The sequence below is a fragment of the Pseudomonas sp. E6002 genome, assembly GCF_013385565.1.
Taxonomy (GTDB): Bacteria; Pseudomonadota; Gammaproteobacteria; order Pseudomonadales; family Pseudomonadaceae; genus Aquipseudomonas.
Genome location: NZ_JACAPT010000004.1, coordinates 102260 through 126843 on the forward strand (window position 1 = coordinate 102260; position 24584 = coordinate 126843).

Below are 24584 nucleotides of genomic sequence, written 5' to 3' on the forward strand. Positions count from 1 at the left end.
CCGCTTCAGCTTTTGATTTTGGGCGGACTCAACACGTGCCTTTCAGATCACATGCGCCCGCTGCAGCTCAGTCAACGCCAGTGCCTTGAGCCGCGCCAACAGCGGATCCCGCCGATCCCGCGGATGCACCAGCTCCACCGCCAGCTCCTGGCGAATACTGCTCGGCCGGTTATCCATCACCAACACCCGGTCACTCAGGTACAGCGCCTCGTCCACATCGTGAGTCACCAACAGCAGGGCGATCCCGTGGTGCTCGGCCAATTGCAGCAGCAGGTCCTGCAGCTTCATGCGGGTAAACGCATCCACCGCGCTGAACGGTTCGTCCAGCAACAGCACCTGCGGCCGTGAATACAGCCCGCGAGCAATCGCCACCCGTTGCGCCATCCCGCCAGACAACGCCTTGGGCAACGCCTGGCCAAAACCCGTAAGCCCCACCTCATCGATCAACTGCGCGACCCAGGCCTTGTCATAGCCATCGTCATCGCTGAAACCAATGTTTTGCTCCACCGTCAGCCACGGCATCAGGCGTGGCTCCTGGAACACAAACGCGACCTCACCACCGCCTTGCAACAGTTCCCCCTGATAGTCCTTTTCCAGCCCGGCGACGATCCGCAGCAAGGTGCTTTTGCCGCAGCCACTGGGGCCCAGCAAACTGACGGCTTCCCGCGGCTGCAAGGCCAAATGGACGTTGGTCAGCACCGTCGTCGCGCCGAAGTTTTTCCGCTCGACGCGAATGTCCAGTAGCGCTTCACTCATGCTCAATTCTCCGGGCCTTGGCCGTTGAAGGTATCGCGCCAGGCCAGGCAGCGTTTTTCCAGGGCCGCCAACAGGCCGTCGCTGATCTTGCCCAGCAGCGCCAGCACGATGATCGCCGCCAGCACAATGTCAGGCCGTGAGGTTTCCCGGCCGTCGCTGAGCAGGTAACCCAGGCCCTTGGTCGCGGCGATCAACTCGGCCGCCACCAGGAACATCCACGCCAGGCTCAGGCCGCTGCGCAAGCCGGTGAACAGGCCGGGCAGGGCGGCAGGCAACAGGATGCGACGCACCAGGCGCGTGCGGCTGAAGGCATACATCTGCCCGACTTCCACCAGCTTGCGGTCGATGTCGCGAATGGCCGCGACGCCATTGAGGTACACCGGGAAGAACGCGCCGATGGCAATCAGCACGATCTTCGAGGTCTCATCAATGCCCAGCCACAGCAGCAACAGCGGCACCCAGGCCAGGCTCGGGATCGAGCGCAGGCCGGCGAAGGTCGGCTCCAGATACGCCTCGGCTTCGCGGCTCAAGCCGACCCAGGCGGCAAACACCAACGCCAGGCTGGCACCAATGGCGAACCCCAGCAGCACCCGCAACAGGCTGGCGCTGATGTGTTTCCACAGCGCGCCTTCGGCGAGGTCGGTGAGGGTCACGGCGATCTCGCTGGGCGCCGGCATCTGGTAGGACGGCAGCCAGCCGATGCGCACCACCACTTCAAGGATCACCAGGATCAACACCGGCAACGCCAGGCCCTTGAGCCGCCGCGGCCAGGCGCTGCGCTGCACGGTGAGCGTTGGCGCGAGTGCGACGGGCAGGGTTTCGCTTTTGCTGCTCATGACGCTCCCCTTATGGACGAGGCAAAGCCTGGCCAAAGCTTGGGTCGATCAACTGGTCGATCACCTGATCCACATTCACCCCACGGCGCACCAGTTCTTCCGACACCAGGATCGGCGCGGCCGCCTTGGACGACACCACGTCCTGGGCAGTGAGCAATGGGCTGCTAAGGTCGGTACGCGACAATTGCAGCTTGGCCACGTCCAGGGGCAGGCCGGATTCGTCGGCCAGCAGCTTGGCGAATTCGTCGGGGTGTTTCACCGCCCAGTTGCGGGCTTTTTCATAGGCACCGAGCACCTTGGCGATGGTCTGTGGATGCTCCTTGGCGTATTTGTCGGTCACGCTGACCACGCCGTAGCTGTTGAAGTCCTTGTTGCGGTACAGCAGGCGCGAACCCGCCTGGATTTCGCTGGCGGCCATGTGCGGGTCGAGACCGGCCCAGGCGTCCACATCACCTTTCTCCAGGGCGGTACGGCCGTCCGGGTGCTGCAGGTGCACCAGCTCCACGTCGTCCTTGCTCAGGCCGGCTTTCTGCAGGCTGCGCAGGGTGAACAGATACGGGTCGGTGCCTTTGGTGGCGGCGATTTTCTTGCCCTTGAGGTCGCTGACGCTGTTGAACGTCGAGTCCTTGCGCACCACCAGTGCAGTCCACTCGGCGCGGCTGTACACATACACCGACTTGATCGGGCTGCCATTGGCCCGGCTGAGCACCGCCGACAGGCTGGCGGACGAGGCGAAGTCGACGCCGCCGCTGTTGAGGTATTCCAGGGAACGGTTGCTGCCCTGGCTCAACACCCAGCCGACCTTGGTTTGCGGCAGCGCTTCTTCAAGCCAGCCGAAGTGCTTGAGCACCAGGCTCACCGGGGAGTAGTAGGCGTAGTCCAGGTTGACTTGCGCAGGGTCGGTTTCCGCTGCTTGGGCCAGGGGTTGCAGGCTGAAGGCGAGGGCGCAGGCGCCCAACAGGGTATTGAAGAAGGGTTTCATGGAACAGCTCCGGACAAGGCGGGAAAAGAGAAGGCTTTTCTTATATTCAGAAAATTCATATGGCATGTTCCATCATGCGTTATAGGAATATGCAGTCTCTGTGCCAGCGTCTTTGCAGGGCAGGGCAGCACCCTGGTGTAGCAGCTGTCGAGCCCAAGCGAGGCTGCGTTCGCGGTGTGTCAGATAGACCGCTGACGCAGTATCGCTTGGGCTCGACAGCTGCTACGTGGGGAGTGGTTGGGAGTGGGGAGGCGGGCACTTTGTTGAATCACTGTTGGCTGTGCAACAGCTTGCATATGTTTTTATGGAATAAATAAAGAGTTATATATTCCTTTTGTTGGTTTCACGAATAGGGCACTTTGAGTGCCTGCGCATTCGTGCGGATTGACCCAACAGACCAAAGGAAAGCCGACATGACCATTAAAGCGATCAACGTGCGCAACCAGTTCAAAGGCGTGATCAAGGAAATCCTGATCGGCGAAGTGGTGTCCGAGATCGACGTGCAAACCGCGTCGGGGATCGTGACGTCGGTGATTACCACACGCTCGGTGCGTGACCTGGAATTGAAGGTGGGCAGTGAAGTGATTGCCTTTGTGAAGTCGACTGAAGTGTCGATCGCCAAGCTGTAAACCCGAGTCCAGTTGTGAACCCAATCCAAATGTGGGAGCGGGCTTGCTCGCGAAGGCGGTGTGACAGTCGACATCTACAATGACTGATCCACCGCTTTCGCGAGCAAGCCCGCTCACACATTTTGTTTTGCATACAGCCGTTGGAGAGTTAGTTGAGCCGAGGCCCGCCTCCCGATGGCCGGGATCCTGGCTTCTCATCCGACGCATCCGGCAGTGCCTTGGGCGTTTCACTCGGGTCCTTGTAGTCCTTGTGCAAATCCCCATCCAGCCGGTTGCTCGACGAGCCGCCGCTTTGTGGTGTGGAGTCGAAGTGCTCCCACTCCGATTGCTGGAAGCGGAACAGGCTATCATCGGTCGGCGTGTCGCGGCCGTGGTAGTGGTGGATCTCGTAGTGGGCGTATTCGACCTTATCCGCCCAGTTGTCCTGCAGCAAACCGTCGCCGGCCAGGTCGCGGTACCAGTCGTTTTCCTTCTCGGTAGCCTTCTGTTTTTTATTGTGGTCGACGAAGTAACCGATGATCCCGCCTACCACCGCTAACACCACGCCCACCAGGAACAGCGGCCCGGTCAGCGCCGCCGCCGTGCCTGCGCCAAACAGCGCCGCCGCACCCAATACCCCGGCCGACGCGCCGAACGCACCGCCCGCCACTTGCAAGCCACCTGCGGCCTGAGCCAACGGGTCTTTGCTGTCCACGCCGCTTTTGATCGCCAGGGCGCCGAGCACAATGTCGGCAAAACCACCGGCAATGTCCGTCGCCGGGCCCAACACCTTGATCACGGAACCGGCGATCTTCGCCGATTGGGAGGCGCCAAGCTTGGCCGCACCGGCTGCCTTGAGGCCGTCATCCAGGTGGGTGGCGAGGCCTTCGGTGGCTTCGGTTACCGCCTTGTCGCCCTCGCCAAACAGCTTGGCCACGCCGTCGTACTGGCTGTCGGGAACCGCGTCCAGGGCCGCAGCGATTTCCTTGCTGACCTTTGAGTCGATTTCGGTGGGCTTGCTGAAGTCGATGACTTTGCCGGCCGCACCTTCCTTGCCCCAGATTTCCGGCAGGGTCTTGTCCAGGCCGAGGAAGTCCACCAGGCCGCCCTTGCCCAGGGCTTCGCCGATCTTGTCACCGAGCTTGACGAAGTGGCTGGCGCCGCCGGCAAAACTCAGGAAGTCCTTGGCGATGGTCATGCGTTGGGCCGGGGTTTCGCCGAGCTTGCCGCCTTTGCCCACCAGTTGGTAAATCCCCGAGAACAGGCTGACGCCGGCGCCCATCGAGCCGAGGATGCCTTTGCTGTTGAGGGTGTTGAACACTTCGCCGAGCATGCCGCGATCCGCCACCGGGATATACGGTTTGCTCAGGGCGGTTTTCACGTCGGCTTCGCTGATGGTGCCGCTGTTCTTGTAGACGTCGCCGAGTTCTTCCAGGGCCTTGGTCACGGCCGAGGATTTCTCCTTGCCCTCCAGGCCCTCGTTGAGGAATTTCTCCAGCACTTCCTGGCTGCGGCGCGGCAGGTCCAGCAGGTTGCCCTTGAGCACGCCCTTGAGCAGGCCGAACAGGTCCTTGGTGGCCAGTTCCTTGTTGTCGTCGGAGATCTTGCTCGGGTCCGAGAGAATCTCGTTGAGATCGGTGGTGAGGCCATCGGCCTGGATATTCTGCGCGGCCTTGGTGGCGGCTTCCGGGTCGAACAGCGACAGCGAGGTCAGGGTGTTGCTCAGGTCTTGCTGGGCTTCGTGGCTCTTGCCCTGTTTTTGCAGGTCCTTGAGGTACAGCACATAGTCGGGGTTGCTGGTCAGGTCGAGAAGCTTCTGCTTGATCTCGTCCTTGTTGGGCAGGTGACTGATGGCGTCGTCCATCTTGGTCTTGTAGTCGGCCTGCACCGTCGGGTCCTTGAACAACTCGCCGATCTGCTCCTGCACCGCCTTGCCGTCGATGATGTCGTGCATGTCGGCGGAGGTGAGCTCGGTCTGCTTGTCATCGAACTCGCGCCAGGTGGTGTTGAACGGGCGCTTGGATTCTTCGTAGCCGGTGATGCCATGGCCGTTCTGGTAGGCGGCCTGGGCTTCCAGGGCGCGGACCAGTTTGGCCCGTGGGTCGTCTTTGGGAATCGAGCCGTCCTTGACGCCGGCGCGGTAGGTGTCGATCAGTTCGGTGGTGGCCAGTTCGCTGACGCTCTGGGTCGGCGACTTGTCGTCGTCCTTGTCGGCATGCACGCCGGTGTCGAGGTTGAGCACGTCGAGCTCATCGTTGCTCGGCAGGTTGTACTTGGCGCGGGTCTCGTCGACGGTGCCGGCGCTCCAGGCTTCCCATTTCGCCACCACTTCGTCGTAGAGCTGCGGGCTGAGCTCCTTGGAGACGATGACCTTGCCTTCGCTGGTTTCATAGCGGATCAGGCCGTCCCCCAGCTCGTCGGGAGAACCGAAGGTGATCTCGGTGTTCTTCAGGAAGTCATTCGGCCCGGCCAGCTTGTAGCCGGCGTCTTCACTGGAGTGGATCTTGCTCCAGGTGTCCTGGGCGGTGGCCACGCTCTTGAACAGTTCCGGGCTGACGTCGGCCGATACGACGACCTTGGTGCCGTCGTGGGTTTCATAGGTCAGCACATTGCCTTGCTGGCCTTCGATCCAGCCGAAGCCCTTGTAGTCGTTCAGCTCCGGCGCCTTGGTATTGGCGTCTGCCAGGGTCGAGCCGTCGTTGAGCGCGGACTCTACGGCGGCCTTTTTGTCGGGGTTGGTGTAGACCTCGTGCAAGCCTGCCAGGTAGTCGAACAGCTTGGGGTTGTCGTCGCGGGCCACGACCATTTTCTGGCCATTGCTTTCAAAGCGGATCAGGCCGGGGCCGACTTCATCCTTGGGGCCGACGGTGGTGCCGGCGTAGGGCGGCCACACTTCGTTGTCGCTGGCGCGCTTGTAGCCGGCGTCTTCGCTGCTGCCCAGGCCGGTGAAGCTTTCATAGGCTTCCTTGGCTTTCTGGAAGGCCTCCGGGTTGTCGCGCTGGCTGATGACGAACTTGTTGCCGTCCTGGGTCTCGTAGCGGATCACGCCGGGGCCGGTTTCGTCGGGCGGGCCGAGGGATTTGTAGTCGCCGAGCTTTTCCGGGGCCGTGGCGTCGCCGCCCAGGCGCTGGTAGCCGGCAGCTTCGCTGGCGTTGACGCCGGAGAGTGCCTTGAAGTCGGCGCTGACTTGCTTGAACAGCTCGGGGCTGTCTTTTTCGCTGACGATGACTTTCTTGCCGTCCTGGGTTTCATAGCGGATCAGGCCGGGGCCGACTTCGTCCGCCGGGCCGATGGCCTTGTAGTCCCCCAGGGTGGTGGGCGGTGCGGCGTCCTTGGCGGCCAGTTCATAGCCTTGTTCCTTGCTGGCAGCGAGCCCTTGCGCGGTTTTGTCGCCGGCCTCCACCTTCTTGTTGTTGGCGCTGTTCTTGAGCAGCACGTGGAACGCCGCGCCGGACTTGGGCGGTGTGAGAGGAAGGGCTTTGGGGTCGGTCGAGCGGTTGAGCGGCTGGGTCGTCATGCCATGGAACTCCTGCTGTTACCGGTGGGACGAATCGGCAAAAACAGTAACAGCAGGGGTTCGGCGGTCGTTGCGAAAAGTTGTGAATTGCGCCTTAACGGTGACGCAGGCTGCGTTCCAGGCGGGCGATGCCTTCTTCCAGCATGGCCCGTGGGCAGCCGAAGTTCAGGCGCACGAATTGCTGGCTGTGATCGCCGAATTCAATCCCGGCGCTCAAGCCGACCCTGGCCTGTTCGAGGAAGAACCGTTGCGGGTCGTCCAGGCCCAGGGCGCTGCAATCCAGCCAGGCCAGGTAGGTGCCTTGAGGCGCATGCATGACCACGCCGGGCAGGCGGGTTTGCACGGCGTTCAGCAGGTAATCGCGGTTGGCTTGCAGGTAGGCCACCAGCGCCTGCAGCCAGTCGCCGCAGTCGCTGTAGGCCGCACGCGTGGCTTCCAGGCCCAGGGGGCTGACGCTGTCGACCATGCCGCAGCGGGCTTGGTTGAAGCGCTCGCGGATCTCGGGATTCTGGATCACCGCGAAGCAGGTCTTCAACCCGGCGACGTTATACGCCTTGCTCGCCGACATCAGGGTGATGGTGCGCTGGGCAATCTCGGGGCTGAGGCTGGCGGTGGGAATATGCCGGCGGCCGTCAAAGCACAGCTCGGCGTGGATTTCATCGGAGACGATCAGCGCACCCTGGTCCAGGCAGGCGCTGGCCACGGCCAGCAGTTCCTCACGGGGGAAGACCTTGCCCATCGGGTTGTGCGGGTTGCTCAACAGCAGCGCCCCGGCGCCGGTGAGGGCTTCACGCATTGCCGGCAACGGCGTGAGGTACTCGCCTTCGGCGCTCAGCTCAAATGGCACTTCGATCTTCGGCAGGTTCCAGTGGCCGGGCGCCAGGCGGATCGGGCGATAGTTGGGGGTTTGCAACACCACCGGTTGGCCGGGCTGCACAAATGCGTGCAGCGCCATGTTGAAACCAGGCTCGACCCCCGGCAGGAACAGCAACTCATCCGGCTGTACGCGCCAGGCGTACTTGGCCCACAGGTCGGCGACGATCGCCTCGCGCACGCCATCGCAGGCCACGCTGTAGCCGAGGATCTGCTGACCCAGTCGCTCGTGCAACGCTTGAAGCACGGCCGGTGGGGCAGCGATGTCCATGTCGGCAATCCACATCGGCAGAACGTCTTGCGGGTAACGACTCCACTTGGTGCTGCCGGTGCCGAGGCGGGAGTGGATCGTGTCGAAATCAAAGCTCATGGGTGGCTCGTATCAGGGAGGCGGGCGTAGAAATGGCGCTGATTCTAGCGCCATTAATTTTACGCGCCAGCGCTGATTGCCGCCCGGGCGCCCGCTTGCCGGTCAAATGCCTCGGCCAACTGCGTGTGGGCCTGTTCCAGGCTGCGCTGCACGGCGGCTTCGCCACGCACCATGGCCCCCAGATAGACGAAATCCACCGCGTGAATGCCCACGGTTCCAAGGATCGCCTGCAGGTAGGGCGTGAGGAAGTCGGGCTCGCGGTTTTTTCGCGAACTGCCGGAGCTGACCAGTACAAAGGTGCGCCGGTCCTTGAGCAAGCCGACTTTCTCAAACTGCGGATTCACCGTGAAACTGCGGTGGATGCGCACCACATGGTCGATCCAGCACTTGAGGGCCGCCGGCACCGTGAAATTGTGCACGGGGGTGCAGATGATCAACAGGTCACAGGCTTCCAGCTCGACAATCAGTTGCTCGGAGCGCTCGGTTGCCGGGCCGCTCAGGCCGCCGGGCGTGGTCAGGGCGTTGGCGTATTCCCGGGTCAGCGCCGGCAGGGCCTGGCCGCCGTAGTCGCGTTCGACCACTTCGGCCTCGGGTGCCTGTTCGCGGAGCAGGGCGCGGGCCAGGCGGAAGGTCTGGGCGGCCTTGCCGTGGGGGCTGAAGCTCAGTAGCAGGGCGCGGGTCATTGGCCGAGGTCCTGTGAAAAGTGCATCCCCAGTGGCAGCAGGCCCTGGCGAAAATAGAAGCGTTGGGCCAGGGCCATGTGCATGCCGGTGTCCAGCACCAGGTAGCGATAGCCCAGGCGGCGGGTGTGCTGGCGTACCTCGTCCAGCAGGTGCGCACCCAGGCGTCGGCGTTGCAGCGAGGCGTCCACCACCAGGTCATCGACGTAGATAAAGCGGCCATACAGCAGGTTTTCCGTCAGGCGATAACCGGCCAGGCCCAGCACCTGGCCGTTTTCCCGGGCGGCCAGCAGGCGGTAGCCGGTTTCGCGCTGGCGCTGGATCTGCTGGACGAAGGCGTGCGGGTCTTCGAGCTTTGGCCGCAGTTGCTGCATAACGGCAAAGCAGGCCAGGCAGTCGGCGTCGCTTTCGATGTGCACAAACTCAACAGAGTCATTCATGGTTGCCGTGCTCCATGTGCGCTTTTACGGCGGCAGGGACTTTGCGAAAGCTGATGGCGACGCGGTTCAGGGCGTTCATCAGGGCGATAGCCAGGGTCAGGTCGGCAATTTCCTTGTCATCGAAGAGGGCCTTGGCCTCGGCATAGTGTTCGTCCGGCACCTCGGTTTGTGCGACCTGGGTGACCGACTCGGCCCAAGCTAACGCGGCGCGTTCACGCGGGCTGAACAACGGCAACGCTTCGCGCCAGGCGGCCAGCAGCATCAGCTTTTCCAGGCTCACGCCCTGTTTGAGCAGGTCGCGCGAATGTGAGTCCAGGCAGTAGGCGCAGCCGTTGAGTTGCGAGACCCGCAGGTACACCAGGTCAATCAATTCCTTCTCCAGGTCGCAGCCGTGGATGTAGCTGTGCACCGAGCCAAGGGCCTTGTAGCCGACGGGCGCCGCCAGGGCGTAGTCGAGACGGTGTTGCATGGGGTGCTCCTTGTTTCATGAAGTGATGCCGTCAGTGTGGCGGCCGGGTCGCCGGCTCAATAGGGCCAAGAATGGACAAGCGGGTTGGGACAAGATCAGACTTCAGGGCTGATTCACTGTGAGCCGGATAACGATGTCGTCACTGCCCAAATACCAGGAGATCTACCGGCGCTTTCGCCAGGCCATCGACCAGGGCCAACTGCGCCCTGGTGAGCGGGTGCCGTCGGTGCGCAGCCTGGCCCAGGAACTGAAGGTGGCCCGGGGCACGGTGGAGACGGCCTACCAGTTGCTGGTGAGCGAAGGGTTCTTCCTGGCGCGGGGCCAGGCGGGAACAGTGGTGGCCGAGGCGTTGCCGCAGCGCTCGATCAAGTCGTTGCCGGTTGAACCCGAACCCGTGGCGCCGGCGTCGGCCCCGCGCCTGTTGCAGTTGGGCTTGCCGGCGCTCGACAGCTTTCCGCGCAAGCTGTGGGCGCGGCTGGTCACCCGGCAAGTGCGCCGAGTCGATGTGAACAGCCTGGCCATGGGCGATGTGCGTGGTGCCCGCTCGCTGCGTGTGGCGATCGCGCAATACCTGGCGCTGTACCGGGGCGTGGAATGTTCGCCGGAGCAGGTGTTCGTGTGTGCCGGTTACTCGGCGTGCCTCGCGCTGGTGTGTGATGCGCTGCAGATGGCCGGCCAGCCATGCTGGTTCGAAGACCCGGGCTACCTGCATGCGCGGCAACTGCTGCTGCACCTGGGGGTGCAGTTGGTCCCGGTGCCGGTGGACCACGACGGGCTTGATGTGGAGGAGGGCGTACGGCGTGCGCCCGGCGCCCGGCTGGCGATTGTCACCCCGGCCCACCAGAGCCCGCTGGGGGTGGCCCTCAGTGATGCGCGGCGCCATCGCTTGCTCGATTGGGCACAGGTCCACGGCGGCTGGGTGGTGGAAGACGACTACGACAGCGAGTTTCGCTACAAGGGCCAGCCCCTGGCCGCGCTCAAGAGCCAGGACACGGCCGACCGGGTGATCTACTCCGGCAGTTTCAGCAAGATGCTCTTCCCGGGGCTGCGCCTGGGTTATCTGGTGGTGCCTCGGGCGCTGCTCCCGGCCTTTGAGGCCAGCGCCGGCGTGCTGCAAAACCGCAGCGCCGAATTGCTGCAAGCCACCACGGCGGACTTTCTCGACCAGGGCCATTTCACCCGTCACCTGAAAAAAATGCGCCAGCTCTACACCGTGCGGCGCGGCTTTCTGGTGGAGGCACTGGCCAGTCATTGCGGGGCGCTTTTGCAGGTGGATGAGCAGTCCGGCGGGATCAACCTGCTGGCGCGGCTGCGGGTGGACGTCTGCGATCAGGCCGTCGCTGCGGCCGCCGCACGTGCCGGGCTGGGGATACAGGCCGTGTCGGGCTGGAGTATCGAGCCCGGCGGTCAGCAAGGCCTGTTGATGGGCTTCACCAACCTGGCGACTCGCCAGCAAGCGGTGGAAGCGGCGCTGGTGTTGCGCGAGGTCATCGACGGCGCTTTGTGAACACCGGTTGAACATCTTCATTCGCCACATCGGCCCCGAGCTTCTACCCTGAAGGCATAGCCCTCAGGACGCCAAGCGCTCATGTACAAAGACCTGAAGTTCCCGGTTCTGATCGTACACCGCGACATCAAGGCCGACACCGTTGCCGGCGACCGCGTCCGGGGCATCGCCCGGGAGCTTGAGCAGGAGGGCTTCAGTATCTTTTCGGCGGTGGACTACGCCGAGGGTCGCCTGGTGGCTTCGACCCATCACGGCCTGGCCTGCATGCTGATTGCCGCCGAGGGCGCCGGGGAAAATACCCATCTGATGCAAAACATGGTGGAGCTGATCCGCCTGGCGCGGGTGCGGGCGCCAAACCTGCCGATCTTCGCCCTCGGTGAGCAGGTCACCCTGGAAAACGCCCCGGCCGATGCCATGAGCGAGCTGAACCAGTTGCGGGGCATTCTTTATCTGTTTGAAGACACCGTGCCGTTTCTTGCCCGGCAAGTGGCCCGTGCGGCCCGCGCCTACCTGGATGGCCTGTTGCCGCCATTCTTCAAGGCCCTGGTGCAGCACACGGCGGATTCCAATTATTCCTGGCACACCCCCGGTCATGGCGGCGGCGTGGCCTATCGCAAGAGCCCGGTGGGGCAGGCGTTTCATCAGTTCTTCGGGGAAAATACCCTGCGTTCGGACTTGTCGGTGTCGGTGCCGGAGCTCGGCTCGCTGCTGGACCACACCGGCCCGTTGGCCGAAGCCGAGGCGCGGGCAGCGCGCAACTTCGGCGCCGATCACACCTACTTCGTGATCAATGGCACCTCCACCGCCAACAAGATCGTCTGGCACTCGATGGTGGGCCGGGATGACCTGGTGCTGGTGGACCGCAACTGTCACAAGTCGGTGTTGCATTCGATCATCATGACCGGCGCCATCCCGCTGTACCTGTGCCCGGAGCGCAATGAACTGGGGATCATCGGGCCGATTCCCCTGAGCGAGTTCAGCCCCGAGTCGATCCGCGCCAAGATCGACGCCAGCCCGCTGACCCGAGGCCGACCGGCCAGGGTCAAGCTGGCGGTGGTCACCAATTCCACCTACGACGGCCTGTGCTACAACGCCGAGCTGATCAAGCAGCAACTGGGCAACAGCGTCGAGGTGCTGCACTTTGACGAGGCGTGGTACGCCTACGCGGCGTTTCATGAGTTTTTCGCCGGGCGCTATGGCATGGGCACTTCGCGCACGGCCGACAGCCCGCTGGTGTTCACCACGCACTCCACGCACAAGTTGCTGGCGGCGTTCAGCCAGGCGTCGATGATCCATGTGCAGGATGGCGGCGTGCGCAAGCTGGACCGCGACCGCTTCAACGAAGCGTTCATGATGCATATTTCCACCTCGCCGCAGTACAGCATCATAGCCTCCCTGGATGTGGCGTCCGCAATGATGGAAGGGCCGGCGGGGCGGTCGTTGCTGCAAGAGATGTTTGACGAGGCCCTGAGCTTTCGTCGCGCCCTGGCCAACCTGCGCCAGCATATCGCCGCTGAAGACTGGTGGTTTTCCATCTGGCAGCCGCCGCTGGTGGCGGGCATTGACCGGGTGGTGACGGCGGACTGGCTGCTGCAACCCCAGGCCGACTGGCATGGCTTTGGCGATATCGCCGAAGACTATGTGCTGCTGGACCCGATAAAAGTCACCCTGGTGATGCCTGGCCTGAATGCCGGCGGGGCTTTGAGCGAGTGCGGAATTCCCGCTGCGGTGGTCAGCAAATTCCTCTGGGAACGTGGGCTGGTGGTGGAAAAGACCGGGCTGTATTCGTTCCTCGTGCTGTTTTCCATGGGCATCACCAAAGGCAAGTGGAGTACCCTGCTCACCGAACTGCTGGAATTCAAGCGCAGTTATGACGCCAACGTGAGCCTTGCTGTCTGTTTGCCATCGGTGTTTCAGCAGGGCCCGGCGCGGTATCAGGGATTGGGTTTAAAGGATCTGTGCGACCAGTTGCACAGCTGTTACCGCAGCAACGCCACGGCCAAGCACCTGAAGCGGATGTACACGGTACTGCCGGAAATCGCGATGAAACCGGCCGACGCCTATGACCTGTTGGTCAAGGGCGAAGTCGAGGCGGTGTCCATCGACGCTTTGCCAGGTCGGGTCGCAGCGGTCATGCTGGTGCCTTACCCGCCGGGCATTCCGTTGATCATGCCGGGTGAGCGCTTTACCGAATCGACTCGCTCGATCATTGATTACCTGGCGTTTGCCAGGACGTTCGATAGCAGTTTCCCCGGCTTTGTTGCCGATGTTCATGGACTGCAACACGAAGATGACGGCAGTGGTCGTTGTTACACCGTCGACTGCATCAAGGGTTAAGGATGTTTATGCAAGCTGTAATGAACCCGAAGTACCCGGGCCTCAGTGTTCGGGTGGCTGACGAAGGATTTGACGCCTACGTGTGGGGGAACGACTTCAGCTTTGAAGTCAACGCCTACGGCAAGCCGGAAATGGGCAAGCGCGTCGACCAGTGGGCGGTGGAGCGTATCGTGCCGTACCGCAAATGCTACGGCATCGACCCCGAGGAGTTCGCCAGCTTCCGTGACGCGGCCGACAGTGCGGTGTTCATGGCCTACCTCGATGACCGGCCCGTGGGGCATATCGTGGTCAGCACCAACTGGAACGGCTTTGCCCACGTGGATGAACTGGCGGTGGTCTTGCCCGCGCGGCGCCACGGGGTGGCCAAGGCGTTGCTGGACGTGGCGCAGTTCTGGAGCCGCAAGAAGAACCTGCCGGGGATGATGCTGGAGACCCAGAACAACAACCTCGGTGCCTGCCGGCTGTATGAGCGCTGCGGGTATGTGATGGGCGGGATCGACCACCTGCGCTATCGCGGGATTGATCCGCAGACGCGCGAAGTGGCGATTTTCTGGTATCGGTTGTTCAAGACAGAATTGGAAGCAGTCTGAGCTGCACCGATCAATTGTAGGAGCCGTCGAGCTTTGGCGAGGCTGCGATAGCGGTGTGTCAGGCAACCTCTTTATCGACTGTGCCGCCGCCTTCGCAGCCTCGCTGAAGCTCGACAGCTCCCACATTCGATTTGCGCAACTCAAGTACTTGCGACCGAACACACAGCTCCCAGACTTCCCTCGATCCCCTGTGGGAGCCGTCGAGCCCCAGCGAGGCCGCGATAGCGGTAGGTCAGGCAACCTCTTTATCGACTGTGCCGCCGTCTTCGCAGCCTCGCTAAAGCTCGACAGCTCCTACATTCGATTTGCGCAACCCAAGTACTTGCGACCGAACACACAACTCCCAGACTTCCCCCGATCCCCTGTGGGAGCCGTCGAGCCCCAGCGAGGCCGCGATGGCGGTGTGTCAGGCAACCTCTTTATCGACTGTGCCGCCGCCTTCGCAGCCTCGCTGAAGCTCGACAGCTCCCACATTCGATTTGCGCAACCCAAGTACTTGCGACCGAGCACACAACTCCCAGACTTCCCCCGACCCCCTGTGGGAGCCGTCGAGCCCCAGCGAGGCCGCGATGGCGGTGTATCAGGCAACCTCTTTATCGACAGTGCCGCCGCCTTCGCAGCCTCGCTGAAGCTCGACAGCTCCTACATTCGATTTGAGCAACCCAAGTACTTGCGACCGAACACACAACTCCCAGACTTCCCCCGACCCCCTGTGGGAGCCGTCGAGCCCCAGCGAGGCCGGGATGGCGGTGTGTCAGGCAACCTCTTTATCGACTGTGCCGCCGCTATCGCAGCCTCGCTGAAGCTCGACAGCTCCCACATTCACGGCAATGTGCTTGTCAGCAGGCTTTCAGCCTTCTCGGTGACAATCTCCAGCAGCGCATTCAAGGCGGGCGATGGCTCGCTACCCTTCAGGGTCAACGCATACAAGGTCACCACAATCGGCGGTGACAACGGGCACGCATCCAGCCCGGCTTCCCGTGCGCCGCTGGCGGTGAACGGGTCGACAATCGCCAGGCCTTCCCCGGCTTCTACCATGCTGCGCATCATCTGATACGTCTGCACCCGCGTTTGCACCACCGGCAGCGGGCGCAGGGCTTGCAGCTTGCTGTCCAGCAGGCGGCTCAGCGGGTCCTGGCCTTCAAGGCCGATCATCGACTGCCCGGCCAGTTCCTGTAGCGCAATGTACTTCTGCCGAGGCTTCAGCCAGCCATGGGGCGCGAGCAATTGCAGCTTGCCGTGGGCCAGTGGTTGGCTGTGGATTTGCGGATGGTCCGGGTCGTGCAGGCTCAGGCCGAGGTCGGCTTCGTGCAGCAGCAGGCTTTTGACGATATCCCGGGTGGAATGGCTGGAGAGGTTGCACGGCGTGTCTTGGAAACGTCGGCGCAGCACGGCGATCGCCTGGGGCAGCAGTTGATTGGCCAGCGGCGGGGTGCACAGTGCGCGCAAGGGCGGGGCATGATGGTGCTTAAGGCTGCTGGCCAGGCGTTGCACCGGCTCAAGGGCTGCATAGAGGTGGGCGATTTCGGCCTGCAGCTCAAGGGTTTCCCGGGTGGCCTGCAAGCGTCCGCGCACACTGGCGAACAGCATGAAGCCCAACTGCAGCTCGGCATCCTTGAGGGTTGCGTCCACATCGGCCACGGGCAGTTGCAACCATTCGGCGGCGGTGCCGAGGTGTCCGGTCTGTAAAATCGCTTGAATGACTTCGATATGACGTAAACGCATGGCCGGAGTCTATGTTCAGCGCGACGTGGATTCAATGGCTCAGGCCCGGGCGTGGAAAAAAGACCCGCCACGGCAGCGCCCCAACTAGACTTGCACGATCAAGTCCCTTGGCGCCTGCAACCAGCAGGTCATACAAAGGGCGTATCAACCAGAGGATCCACGGGGGAGCCTTATCGATGCTCGGTAAAACAGACACGCGCGGGTTTTCGTTGTGGGACCTGCTGGTGGTGGTGCTGGTGGTCGGCGTGTTGGCGGTTGCGGTGGGGCCGCGGATCTTCGGCGACGTGACTCAGTCGGAAATCGCCACGGCCAAGGTCCAGTTGAAAGAGCTGGGCAAGGCAGTCGAGCAGTTTCATCAGGATGTAGGGCGTTATCCTACCGACGACGAGGGGCTGGCGGTGTTGACGGTTCAGCCAGCGGGAGAAGGGAAGTGGCGGGGCCCCTATCTCAAGGATCAGGACATGCTGACGGACCCTTGGGGCGTGGCCTATCAGTACCACTATCCTCCCAGCCAGGCCAAAACCAACTTTGATCTGTTCTCGTTCGGCAAGGACCGGACACTGGGAGGCGTCGGCGATAATGTTGATATCGCCTATGGGGAATAACGTCTTATGAAGCGTGGATCGTGGCGGATTCGCGGGTGATGATAGTGCCCGACTGAATCAGCCTGAACTCATCGCCATCCAGTTTTTCTACGCGGTCGCCAATGGCCAGCTTGTAGGTGGTGGTGGGCGCCGAGCCAGCCAGGCCGTCGAGGGGCGGGTTGGATTCCTGGAACTCATGCACCGAATAAACGCGACCTTCCGCGTCTCTGGCATGGAACTGTCCGACAAGTACTGCTGCCATCTGTTTAGAACCTCTGGAGATAAACACTCGATTTGCGGTTCTGTAGACCGTAGGAGAGCGGGGTAGTTTACCTATTGAAAAAAAATACTATTCGTTGACTTTTTCAGACATTACTTACAAATCCATCTGCGGTGTAAACGTCCCTGGGGATTGCAAAGACGCGCTGGTGATAGCGTCGCGCAGGCTCTATAACTACAAACTCCTTAAGTCAGAAATCGGGAAACCCCAATGAGCAAGGTCTACACGATTGCCGTACTGGTCGGCAGCTTGAGAAAAGAGTCGATCAACCGCAAGGTCGCCCTGGCACTGGCCGAGTTGGCGCCCGCCAACCTCAAGTTGAACATTGTCGAAATTGGCGATTTGCCGCTCTACAACGAGGACATCGACGGTGCTGCACCGCCGGCAGCCTACAGTACTTTCCGTCAACACGTGCGTTCATCCGACGCGGTGTTGTTTGTGACCCCCGAATACAACCGCTCCGTGCCGGGTGTATTGAAGAATGCGATTGACGTCGGTTCACGCCCTTATGGCCAAAGTGTCTTCAGCGGCAAGCCGGGTGCGGTGATCAGTGTGTCCCCCGGCGCCATCGGCGGTTTTGGGGCCAATCACCATTTGCGCCAGTCGCTGGTGTTCCTCGATGTGCCGTGCATGCAGCAGCCGGAAGCCTACCTGGGCGGTGCGGGCAGCGTGTTCGATGAGTCGGGCAAGGTCTCGGAAAAGACCAAGCCGTTTTTGCAGGCGTTTATCGACGCCTATGGCAAGTGGGTGGAAAAACAGCACGGCTGATCAGCCGTGCGAAAGAAGACCCCGCTATTTAAGCGGGGTCTTTTTTGTCTGCGGTCAGGCCGCGTGGTCGGCCACTACGGCGCTATTAACGCAGCCAGTTGGTTTTCGCCAACTCGATCACCTCATCACCGCGCCCACTCATCACCGCCTTGAGCATGTACAGGCTGAAGCCCTTGGCCTGCTCCAGCTTGATGCTCGGCGGCATCACCAGTTCCTGGGTGGCGGTGACCACGTCCACCAGCACCGGGCCGTCGTGGGCCAGGGCGCGGCGCAGGGCCGGTTCCAGGTCTTCGGACTGCTCTACGCGAATACCGAGGATGCCCATGGCGTTGGACATGGCGGCAAAGTCCGGGTTTTTCAGCTCGGTGCCGGTATCCAGGTAGCCCGCCGCTTTCATCTCCATGGCGACGAAGCCCAAAGAAGAGTTGTTGAACACCACCAGCTTCACCGGCAGGTTCAGCTGCGCCAGGCTGATGAAGTCACCCATCAGCATGGTGAACCCACCGTCGCCGGACATCGAAATCACCTGGCGCCCGGGAAACGCGGCTTGCGCACCGATGGCCTGGGGCATGGCGTTGGCCATCGAGCCATGGTTGAACGAGCCGATCAACCGGCGCTTGCCGTTCATTTTCAAGTAACGCGCCGCCCAGACTGTCGGCGAGCCAACGTCGGCGGTGAAGATTGCGTCGTCGTCCGCCAGTTCGCTGAGCAGGCGCGCGACATACTGCGGGTGAATTGGCCGGCCGGCCTTTGACGGTTCCGCCAGGTCATCCAACCCTTGGCGGGCTTTTTCATAATGCTTGAGCGAGGTTTCGAGGAAGCTGCGGTCCGTCTTGCGGGTCAGGCGCGGCAGCAGCGCCTGGATGGTCTCGCTGACGTCAGCTGCAATGCCCAGGTCCAGCGTGGCACGCCGGCCCAGTGCCTGCGGGTTGCGGTCGACCTGGATAATTTTTGCGTCGGTCGGGTAGAACTGGCGATACGGGAAGTCGGTGCCGAGCATGATCAGCGTGTCGCAGTTGAGCATGGCGTGGTAGCCGGAGCTGAAGCCGATCAGGCCGGTCATGCCGACGTCGAACGGGTTGTCCCACTCCACATGTTCCTTGCCGCGCAGGGCATGCACCACGGGCGCGCCGAGGGCGTCTGCCAGGGCCACCACCTCATCGTGGGCGCCGGCACAGCCGCTGCCACACAGCAGGGTGACTTTGCCGCTGTGTTCGAGGATGTCGGTGAGGCGTTGCAGGTCCTGTTCCGCCGGCAACGTGCGCGGTGCCAGCAGGGCCGGCCACGGTTTGAATTTATCTTCTACTTCCAACAGTGACACATCCCCCGGAATCACCACCACCGCTACGCCGCGGTTGAGGATCGCCGAGCGCATGGCACGGTGCAGCACGTGAGGCATCTGCTCGGGGTTGGTCACCAGCTCGATAAAGTGGCTGCACTCCTTGAACAGTTCCTGGGGATGGGTTTCCTGGAAGTAGTTCAGGCCGATCTCGGAGGAGGGGATCTGTGCGGCAATGGCCAGCACCGGCACGTGGTTGCGATGGCAATCGAACAGGCCATTGATCAAGTGCAGGTTGCCGGGGCCGCAGCTGCCGGCGCATACGGTCAGCTCGCCGGTGGCGGCGGCTTCGGCACCGGCGGCAAACGCGGCCACTTCTTCGTGGCGCACATGCATCCACTCGATGCTGTCCATGGTGCGCAGGGAGTCGGTCAGGCCGTTGAGGCTGTCGCCGGTCAGGCCCCAGATGCGCTTGATGCCCGCCTGTTCAAGGGTGGTCGCCAATTGCTGGGCCAGGGTGATTTTCGCCATGAAGAACTCCAATCGTCAGTGAGGGTAAAAAGCTGCTGATCAGTTAAGGACAGTTCCATGGCGCTGAATGCTCCCCGCTCAATGTGAAGAATTGGTCATCGCAGCGCGATATTGCCGAGTGCGGCGGGCGATAAACAGTTGGTCTTTTATCAACGCCAGCAGCGGCGTCACCCCGGGTTTCGGCTGGCGGCCACGGCTCAGGCGGCGAAGCTGATAGCGCACCACTGCCATGCTCGCCAGGCTGGCCAGGGGTTTGCGCTTCCAGCGGATCGGCGGCAATTGCGGGTTGAGATCGCGGCCGGCCCGCCATTGCTTGATCAGGTGCGGCTCCAGGGTCAGGGCAGTGGCGATTCCGGCCATGGCGATGCCGCTGTCCAGGACTTGCTGGACAATCGGCAAGCGCCGGATGCCGCCGGTGACCATCACCGGCATGTTGGCGACTTTCGCCAGGTCGCTGGCCATTTCGATGAAATAGGCTTCGCGGGCCAGGGTGCGCCCATCGCGGGCTTCGCCTTGCATGGCCGGGGCTTCGTAGCTGCCGCCGGACAGTTCCAGCAGGTCGATGGCCAGCGGATTGAGCAGTTCGACCACGGAGCGGGCGTCGGCGGCGTCGAAGCCACCGCGCTGGAAGTCGGCGGAATTGAGTTTCACCGCCACGCAGAAATCCGCGCTCACGGCGGCGCGCACGGCTTTGATCACTTCCAGCAACAGCCGCGCACGGTTTTCAACGCTGCCGCCCCAGCGGTCTGTGCGCTGGTTGCTCAAGGGCGAGAGAAACTGGCTGAGCAGGTAGCCGTGGGCCGCGTGAATCTGCGCACCGCTGAAGCCGGCCTTTTCGGCGAGACGCGCGCTGGTGGCGAAGCGCGTGATGACGTCCTGGATATCTTCTTCGGTCATGGCCTTGGGTTGGGCGAACATCTTCGAAAAGCCGCCGAGATCGAGGGCCACCGCCGAAGGTGCCAGGGCCTGCTGGCCGAGGTTGGCCATGGTCTGACGGCCCGGGTGGTTGAGCTGCACCCAGAACTGCGCGCCCTTGGCCCGGCCAATCGCGGCCCATTGGCGAAACTTGTCCAGGTGACGTTCGTCTTCCAGCACCACGCCGCCGGGGCCGGTCATGGCACGGCGATCAATCATCACGTTGCCGGTCAGGATCAGGCCGGGCTCGCCGTCGGCCCAGGCTTGATACAAGCGCATCAGGGCCTCGGAAGGCGCCTGGTTCGCATCCGCCATGTTCTCTTCCATCGCCGCCTTGGCGATGCGGTTACTGATGAGCTGGCCGTTGGGCAATTGCAACGCTTCAAAGGGCGACATGCTTGACTCCTCACATTGGGAGCGCTCAGGCTAAGCTTAAAGGTCACTTTAAGGTCAATGGGGTTGGCGATGAATATTGGTGAACTGGCGGAACGCAGCGGCTTGGCAGCCTCGAAGATTCGTTTTTACGAAGCCCAGGGGCTGATCCAGGTCGAGCGACAAGGTAATGGCTATCGCCGTTATCCCATGCAGACGTTGCAGACGCTGCAATTGATCCAGGGCGCTCAGCGCGCCGGTTTCAGCTTGCAGGAGTTGAAGGCGCTGATGCCCGACGATTCGCCGAGCGAGGCGAAACGCGCCGATATCATCTTGAGGCTTGAGCGCAGGATTGCGCAGATAGAAGAGCTTCAAGCCCGAATGGACCAGAGCAAGGCAGAGTTACGCGCGGTGATCGCCACGATCCAGGCACACCCAGAAGGCACGCCGTGCACCCAGGCGCAGGACAAGGTCTGGGCCTCAATCGAGGCGCATAAAAAAACGCCGCGCATCTGACGATACGCGGCGTTCGTTTACAGCAACAAAACCTTAGGCTTGAACCACAGGGATGTTGGCGCTTGCAGCAATTTCACGGAACTCGGCGATCTGGTCAAAACTCAGGTAGCGATACACGTCGCTGGCCATGGTGTTGATCTTCGCGGCGTATTCCATGTACTCCTCGACGGTCGGCAGGCGACCCAGGATGGAAGCCACCGACGCCAGCTCGGCCGAAGCCAGGTAGACGTTTGCGCCGTCACCCAGACGGTTCGGGAAGTTACGGGTCGACGTCGACACAACGGTCGAGTTCGGCTCTACACGTGCCTGGTTACCCATGCACAGCGAGCAGCCCGGCATTTCCATGCGCGCGCCAGCCTTGCCGTAGATGCCGTAGTAGCCTTCTTCGGTCAGTTGGTGAGCGTCCATCTTGGTCGGCGGCGACAGCCACAGACGGGTTGGCAGCTGACCCTTGACCTGATCCAGCAGTTTACCGGCAGCGCGGAAGTGACCGATGTTGGTCATGCACGAACCGATGAACACTTCGTCGATCTTCTCGCCAGCAACGCTGGACAGCAGACGGGCGTCGTCCGGATCGTTTGGCGCGCAGAGCACAGGCTCCTTGATGTCGGCCAGGTCGATCTCGATGATTTCAGCGTATTCGGCGTCAGCATCGGCAACCATCAGCTCAGGGTTGGCAACCCAGGCTTCCATCGCTTGGGCACGACGTTCCAGGGTGCGCGCATCGCCGTAGCCTTCACCGATCATCCAGCGCAGCAGGGTGATGTTGGAGTTCAGGTACTCGGTGATGGATTCTTTCGACAGCTTGATGGTGCAACCGGCAGCCGAACGTTCAGCCGAGGCGTCGGACAGCTCGAAGGCTTGTTCGATGCTCAGGTTGTCCAGGCCTTCGATTTCCAGGATACGGCCGGAGAAAGCGTTCTTCTTGCCTTTCTTCTCTACGGTCAGCAGGCCAGCCTGGATCGCGTAGTAAGGAATGGCGTGAACCAGGTCACGCAGGGTGATACCAGGCTGCATTTCACCTTTGAAGCGCACCAGGATCGATTCCGGCATGTCCAGCGGCATGACGCCGGTGGCTGCGGCGAACGCTACCAGGCCGGAACCGGCCGGGAACGAAATGCCCATCGGGAAACGGGTGTGGGAGTCACCACCGGTACCGACGGTGTCCGGCAGCAGCATGCGGTTCAGCCAGCTGTGGATGATGCCGTCGCCTGGACGCAGCGATACGCCGCCACGGGTCATGATGAAGTCAGGCAGGGTGTGGTGGGTGGTCACGTCGATCGGCTTTGGATAGGCCGCGGTGTGGCAGAACGACTGCATTACCAGATCGGTGGAGAAGCCCAGGCACGCCAGGTCTTTCAGTTCGTCACGGGTCATGGGACCGGTGGTGTCCTGGGAGCCGACGGTGGTCATCTTCGGTTCGCAGTAGGTGCCTGGACGAACGCCAGCCACGCCGCAGGCCTTGCCGACCATTTTCTGCGCCAGGGTGTAGCCCTTGTCGCTTTCAGCCGGGGCTTCCGGCAGCTTGAACAGGGTCGAAGGTGGCAGACCCAGTTCGGCACGTGCCTTTTCGGTCAGGCCACGGCCGATGATCAGCGGGATACGACCGCCGGCACGGACTTCATCCAACAGGACCGGAGTCTTCATTTCGAAGGTGGTCAGGACTTCATCGCTGTTGTGCTTGGTGACTTTGCCAGCATGCGGGTACAGGTCGATCACGTCGCCCATGTTCATGTTGGTAACGTCGAACTCGATTGGCAGTGCGCCGGCATCTTCCATGGTGTTGTAGAAGATTGGAGCGATCTTGCTGCCGAAGCAGAAGCCGCCAGCGCGCTTGTTCGGCACGTAAGGCACGTCGTCGCCGAAGAACCACAGTACCGAGTTGGTGGCCGATTTACGCGACGAACCGGTACCGACCACGTCACCGACGTAGGCGATCGGGAAGCCCTGGCCGCGCATTTCTTCGATCTGCTTCATCGGGCCGGTCTTGCCTTGCTCATCCGGCACGATGCCTTCACGGGCCATTTTCAGCATGGCCAGGGCGTGCAGCGGGATGTCAGGACGGGACCAGGCGTCCGGGGCAGGGGACAGGTCGTCGGTGTTGGTTTCGCCGGTGACCTTGAACACGCGCAGGCTGATCTTGTCGGCCAGGGTCGGGCGGTTCTTGAACCACTCGCCGTCGGCCCAGGACTGGATCACGGCTTTGGCGTGTTCGTTGCCGTTCCTGGCTTTTTCCGCGACGTCGTGGAAAGCATCGAACATCAGCAGGGTGTGCTTGAGTTGGGCGGCAGCGACGGGGGCCAGGGTGGCGTCGTCCAGCAGCTCGACCAGGGTCACGATGTTGTAGCCGCCTTGCATGGTGCCGAGCAGTTCAACAGCGCGTTTCTTGTCGATCAGGGGAGAAGTGGCTTCGCCCTTGGCCAGGGCAGACAGGAAACCGGCCTTGACGTAGGCAGCTTCGTCAACGCCTGGTGGAATGCGGTTGGTGATCAGGTCAACGAGGAATTCTTCTTCGCCAGCCGGGGGATTTTTCAGCAGCTCGACCAGGCCTGCGGTTTGTTCGGCGTTAAGCGGCTGGGGAACGATACCCAGGGCTGCACGCTCTTCGATATGTTTGCGGTAGGCTTCAAGCACAGTTATTACCCTCATCAGTGGTCCCACGGGACGCTCATCCAGAAAAGCACGGCACGCATGCGCTCAGGGGCTTTTTGGGCCGTAGAGCCAGCGCTGCCGGCAATCCTCACAGAAGCTGCTTTCAAAGTTTTACGCCTGCAGAACGGAGCTGATGAGGGTTGGCGCTGGCTATTTACCGGGTAAATAACCATCGCCAACACCGTTCTTTAGGAACGACTGTGCTCGTGACGCTTTGAAAACAGCTTCCAACGGATTATTGGCGCCTTACAAGGCCGGATGATTCTACGGCAAAAAAATTCTAAACGTAAGTTGCCGCGCCAAGTTTGCAGGGTGATCAACCTTAGACAAAGGGCTAACATGTGCAACTGTTTCGCTGATTTGTGCGTTGTCGACCATGTCTAACCAAACCATCAAGACCCCCTGCGTAGGCCTGTGCTCCACGGTTTACGGCGATCTTGTGTGCCGGGGGTGTAAGCGGTTTCACCATGAGGTGATTCAGTGGAACGGGTATAACGAGGAAGAAAAACGTGCGGTGTGGCTGCGGCTGGAGCAGTTGTTGGTGCAGGTGATGGCCGGGAAGCTTGAGGTGTTTGACCCTAAAATGCTGCGGGGGCAGCTGGAGCAGCGCAAGATTCGGTTTGTGCCGCATCAGTCGGAGTACTGCTGGGCCTATCAGTTGATTGCCCGGGGGGCGCGGGTGATCAGCAATCTGGAGGCTTACGGGATGGTGTTGATGCCGGAGTTTCGGGAGTGGGGGTTGCCTGAGTTGCGGGATGCCATTGACCGGGAGTTTTTTATTTTGTCCGAGGCGCATTATCAGCGGTATATCGCTCCGGGGTTTCTCAGGGATGCGTTTGGGGGGTGATTGAGTACATATCCGTTATTTGGGTAACGGCCGCTTATGGTTCCGCTCTTACAGCGGCTCACTTTTGAAAAGCGCAAAAGTAAGCAAAACGCTCTTGCCCCACCACTCGGCTCCTCGCTTAGGCTCGGAGTGCCCTCACTCCGGCTTTGG

General features: G+C 61.9%; 21 protein-coding genes. 8 read left to right on the plus strand and 13 right to left on the minus strand.

What is annotated here, in order from left to right; translation table 11 throughout:
• Positions 1-42: 42 nt before the first annotated feature.
• The 3 genes from HX815_RS04785 to HX815_RS04795 are packed head-to-tail and all read right to left on the minus strand — an operon-like array spanning position 43 to position 2574.
• Positions 43-756: an ABC transporter ATP-binding protein gene (locus HX815_RS04785; protein WP_008431321.1), complete on the minus strand. Its 714-nt coding sequence runs from the start codon at positions 754-756 to the stop codon at positions 43-45.
• 2 nt (positions 757-758) lie between these two features.
• Entirely contained in the window at positions 759-1592 is an 834-nt protein-coding gene (locus HX815_RS04790) for an ABC transporter permease (protein WP_177027877.1), read from the minus strand.
• A 10-nt stretch (positions 1593-1602) separates the two neighbouring features.
• Entirely contained in the window at positions 1603-2574 is a 972-nt protein-coding gene (locus HX815_RS04795; protein WP_177027878.1) for an aliphatic sulfonate ABC transporter substrate-binding protein, read from the minus strand.
• Positions 2575-2987: 413 nt separating this feature from the next.
• Here HX815_RS04795 and HX815_RS04800 point away from each other — a divergent pair, with 413 nt between their 5' ends.
• The gene (locus HX815_RS04800; RefSeq protein WP_003217010.1) at positions 2988-3203 is read left to right on the plus strand and encodes a molybdopterin-binding protein; all 216 of its coding nucleotides are present in this window, start codon (positions 2988-2990) and stop codon (positions 3201-3203) included.
• Positions 3204-3351: 148 nt separating this feature from the next.
• Here HX815_RS04800 and HX815_RS04805 read toward each other — a convergent pair whose 3' ends face one another.
• The 5 genes from HX815_RS04805 to HX815_RS04825 form a co-directional block, all read right to left on the minus strand.
• The gene (locus HX815_RS04805) at positions 3352-6699 is read right to left on the minus strand and encodes a hypothetical protein (RefSeq protein WP_134326606.1); all 3348 of its coding nucleotides are present in this window, start codon (positions 6697-6699) and stop codon (positions 3352-3354) included.
• Between the two features lie 94 nt (positions 6700-6793).
• Positions 6794-7942: a MalY/PatB family protein gene (locus tag HX815_RS04810; RefSeq protein WP_177027879.1), complete on the minus strand. Its 1149-nt coding sequence runs from the start codon at positions 7940-7942 to the stop codon at positions 6794-6796.
• A 59-nt stretch (positions 7943-8001) separates the two neighbouring features.
• Entirely contained in the window at positions 8002-8625 is a 624-nt protein-coding gene (locus HX815_RS04815) for an FMN-dependent NADH-azoreductase (protein WP_177027880.1), read from the minus strand.
• Positions 8622-9062, minus strand: coding sequence for a GNAT family N-acetyltransferase (locus HX815_RS04820; protein ID WP_177021460.1), 441 nt, complete (start codon positions 9060-9062; stop codon positions 8622-8624). Before HX815_RS04820 ends, HX815_RS04815 begins: the two co-directional genes overlap by 4 nt.
• Complete coding sequence (locus HX815_RS04825) at positions 9055-9531, minus strand: carboxymuconolactone decarboxylase family protein (protein ID WP_177021461.1); 477 nt, start codon at positions 9529-9531, stop codon at positions 9055-9057. The genes HX815_RS04820 and HX815_RS04825 overlap by 8 nt, the downstream gene beginning before the upstream one ends.
• 133 nt (positions 9532-9664) lie before the next feature.
• Between HX815_RS04825 and HX815_RS04830 the strand changes: the two genes are divergently transcribed.
• The 3 genes from HX815_RS04830 (at position 9665) to HX815_RS04840 (ending at position 13965) form a co-directional block, all read left to right on the plus strand.
• The gene (locus tag HX815_RS04830; protein ID WP_177027881.1) at positions 9665-11038 is read left to right on the plus strand and encodes a PLP-dependent aminotransferase family protein; all 1374 of its coding nucleotides are present in this window, start codon (positions 9665-9667) and stop codon (positions 11036-11038) included.
• 81 nt (positions 11039-11119) lie between these two features.
• Entirely contained in the window at positions 11120-13375 is a 2256-nt protein-coding gene (locus HX815_RS04835) for an arginine/lysine/ornithine decarboxylase (protein WP_087693840.1), read from the plus strand.
• A gap of 20 nt (positions 13376-13395) precedes the next feature.
• Positions 13396-13965, plus strand: a complete 570-nt coding sequence (locus tag HX815_RS04840; RefSeq protein ID WP_003217028.1) for a GNAT family N-acetyltransferase — start codon at positions 13396-13398, stop codon at positions 13963-13965.
• Between the two features lie 822 nt (positions 13966-14787).
• On the opposite strand, the gene HX815_RS04845 is transcribed toward HX815_RS04840, so the two are convergent.
• Positions 14788-15690 (minus strand): LysR substrate-binding domain-containing protein, encoded by a 903-nt coding sequence (locus HX815_RS04845; protein WP_087693738.1) that lies wholly within the window; start codon positions 15688-15690, stop codon positions 14788-14790.
• A gap of 176 nt (positions 15691-15866) precedes the next feature.
• Between HX815_RS04845 and gspG the strand changes: the two genes are divergently transcribed.
• Positions 15867-16295, plus strand: coding sequence for a type II secretion system major pseudopilin GspG (gspG, locus tag HX815_RS04850; RefSeq protein ID WP_102369043.1), 429 nt, complete (start codon positions 15867-15869; stop codon positions 16293-16295).
• A gap of 4 nt (positions 16296-16299) precedes the next feature.
• Here gspG and HX815_RS04855 read toward each other — a convergent pair whose 3' ends face one another.
• Positions 16300-16536, minus strand: a complete 237-nt coding sequence (locus tag HX815_RS04855) for a hypothetical protein (RefSeq protein ID WP_003209248.1) — start codon at positions 16534-16536, stop codon at positions 16300-16302.
• Positions 16537-16764: 228 nt separating this feature from the next.
• Here HX815_RS04855 and HX815_RS04860 point away from each other — a divergent pair, with 228 nt between their 5' ends.
• A complete protein-coding gene (locus tag HX815_RS04860) occupies positions 16765-17322 on the plus strand; it encodes an NADPH-dependent FMN reductase (RefSeq protein WP_008431334.1) in 558 nt (185 codons plus the stop codon).
• An 85-nt stretch (positions 17323-17407) separates the two neighbouring features.
• On the opposite strand, the gene poxB is transcribed toward HX815_RS04860, so the two are convergent.
• On the minus strand, positions 17408-19132 hold the full coding sequence (poxB, locus tag HX815_RS04865) for a ubiquinone-dependent pyruvate dehydrogenase (protein ID WP_008431335.1): 1725 nt from the start codon (positions 19130-19132) through the stop codon (positions 17408-17410).
• A 78-nt stretch (positions 19133-19210) separates the two neighbouring features.
• The gene (locus HX815_RS04870) at positions 19211-20443 is read right to left on the minus strand and encodes an NADH:flavin oxidoreductase/NADH oxidase family protein (protein WP_177027882.1); all 1233 of its coding nucleotides are present in this window, start codon (positions 20441-20443) and stop codon (positions 19211-19213) included.
• Positions 20444-20512: 69 nt separating this feature from the next.
• Between HX815_RS04870 and HX815_RS04875 the strand changes: the two genes are divergently transcribed.
• Complete coding sequence (locus HX815_RS04875) at positions 20513-20935, plus strand: MerR family transcriptional regulator (protein ID WP_087693749.1); 423 nt, start codon at positions 20513-20515, stop codon at positions 20933-20935.
• A gap of 33 nt (positions 20936-20968) precedes the next feature.
• Here HX815_RS04875 and acnB read toward each other — a convergent pair whose 3' ends face one another.
• Positions 20969-23569 carry a bifunctional aconitate hydratase 2/2-methylisocitrate dehydratase gene (gene acnB / locus HX815_RS04880; protein WP_003209239.1) on the minus strand — a complete coding sequence of 867 codons (2601 nt, stop codon included), beginning with the start codon at positions 23567-23569 and terminating at the stop codon, positions 20969-20971.
• Positions 23570-23963: 394 nt separating this feature from the next.
• Here acnB and HX815_RS04885 point away from each other — a divergent pair, with 394 nt between their 5' ends.
• Positions 23964-24434 (plus strand): DUF1289 domain-containing protein, encoded by a 471-nt coding sequence (locus tag HX815_RS04885; protein ID WP_003209237.1) that lies wholly within the window; start codon positions 23964-23966, stop codon positions 24432-24434.
• Positions 24435-24584: the final 150 nt, after the last annotated feature.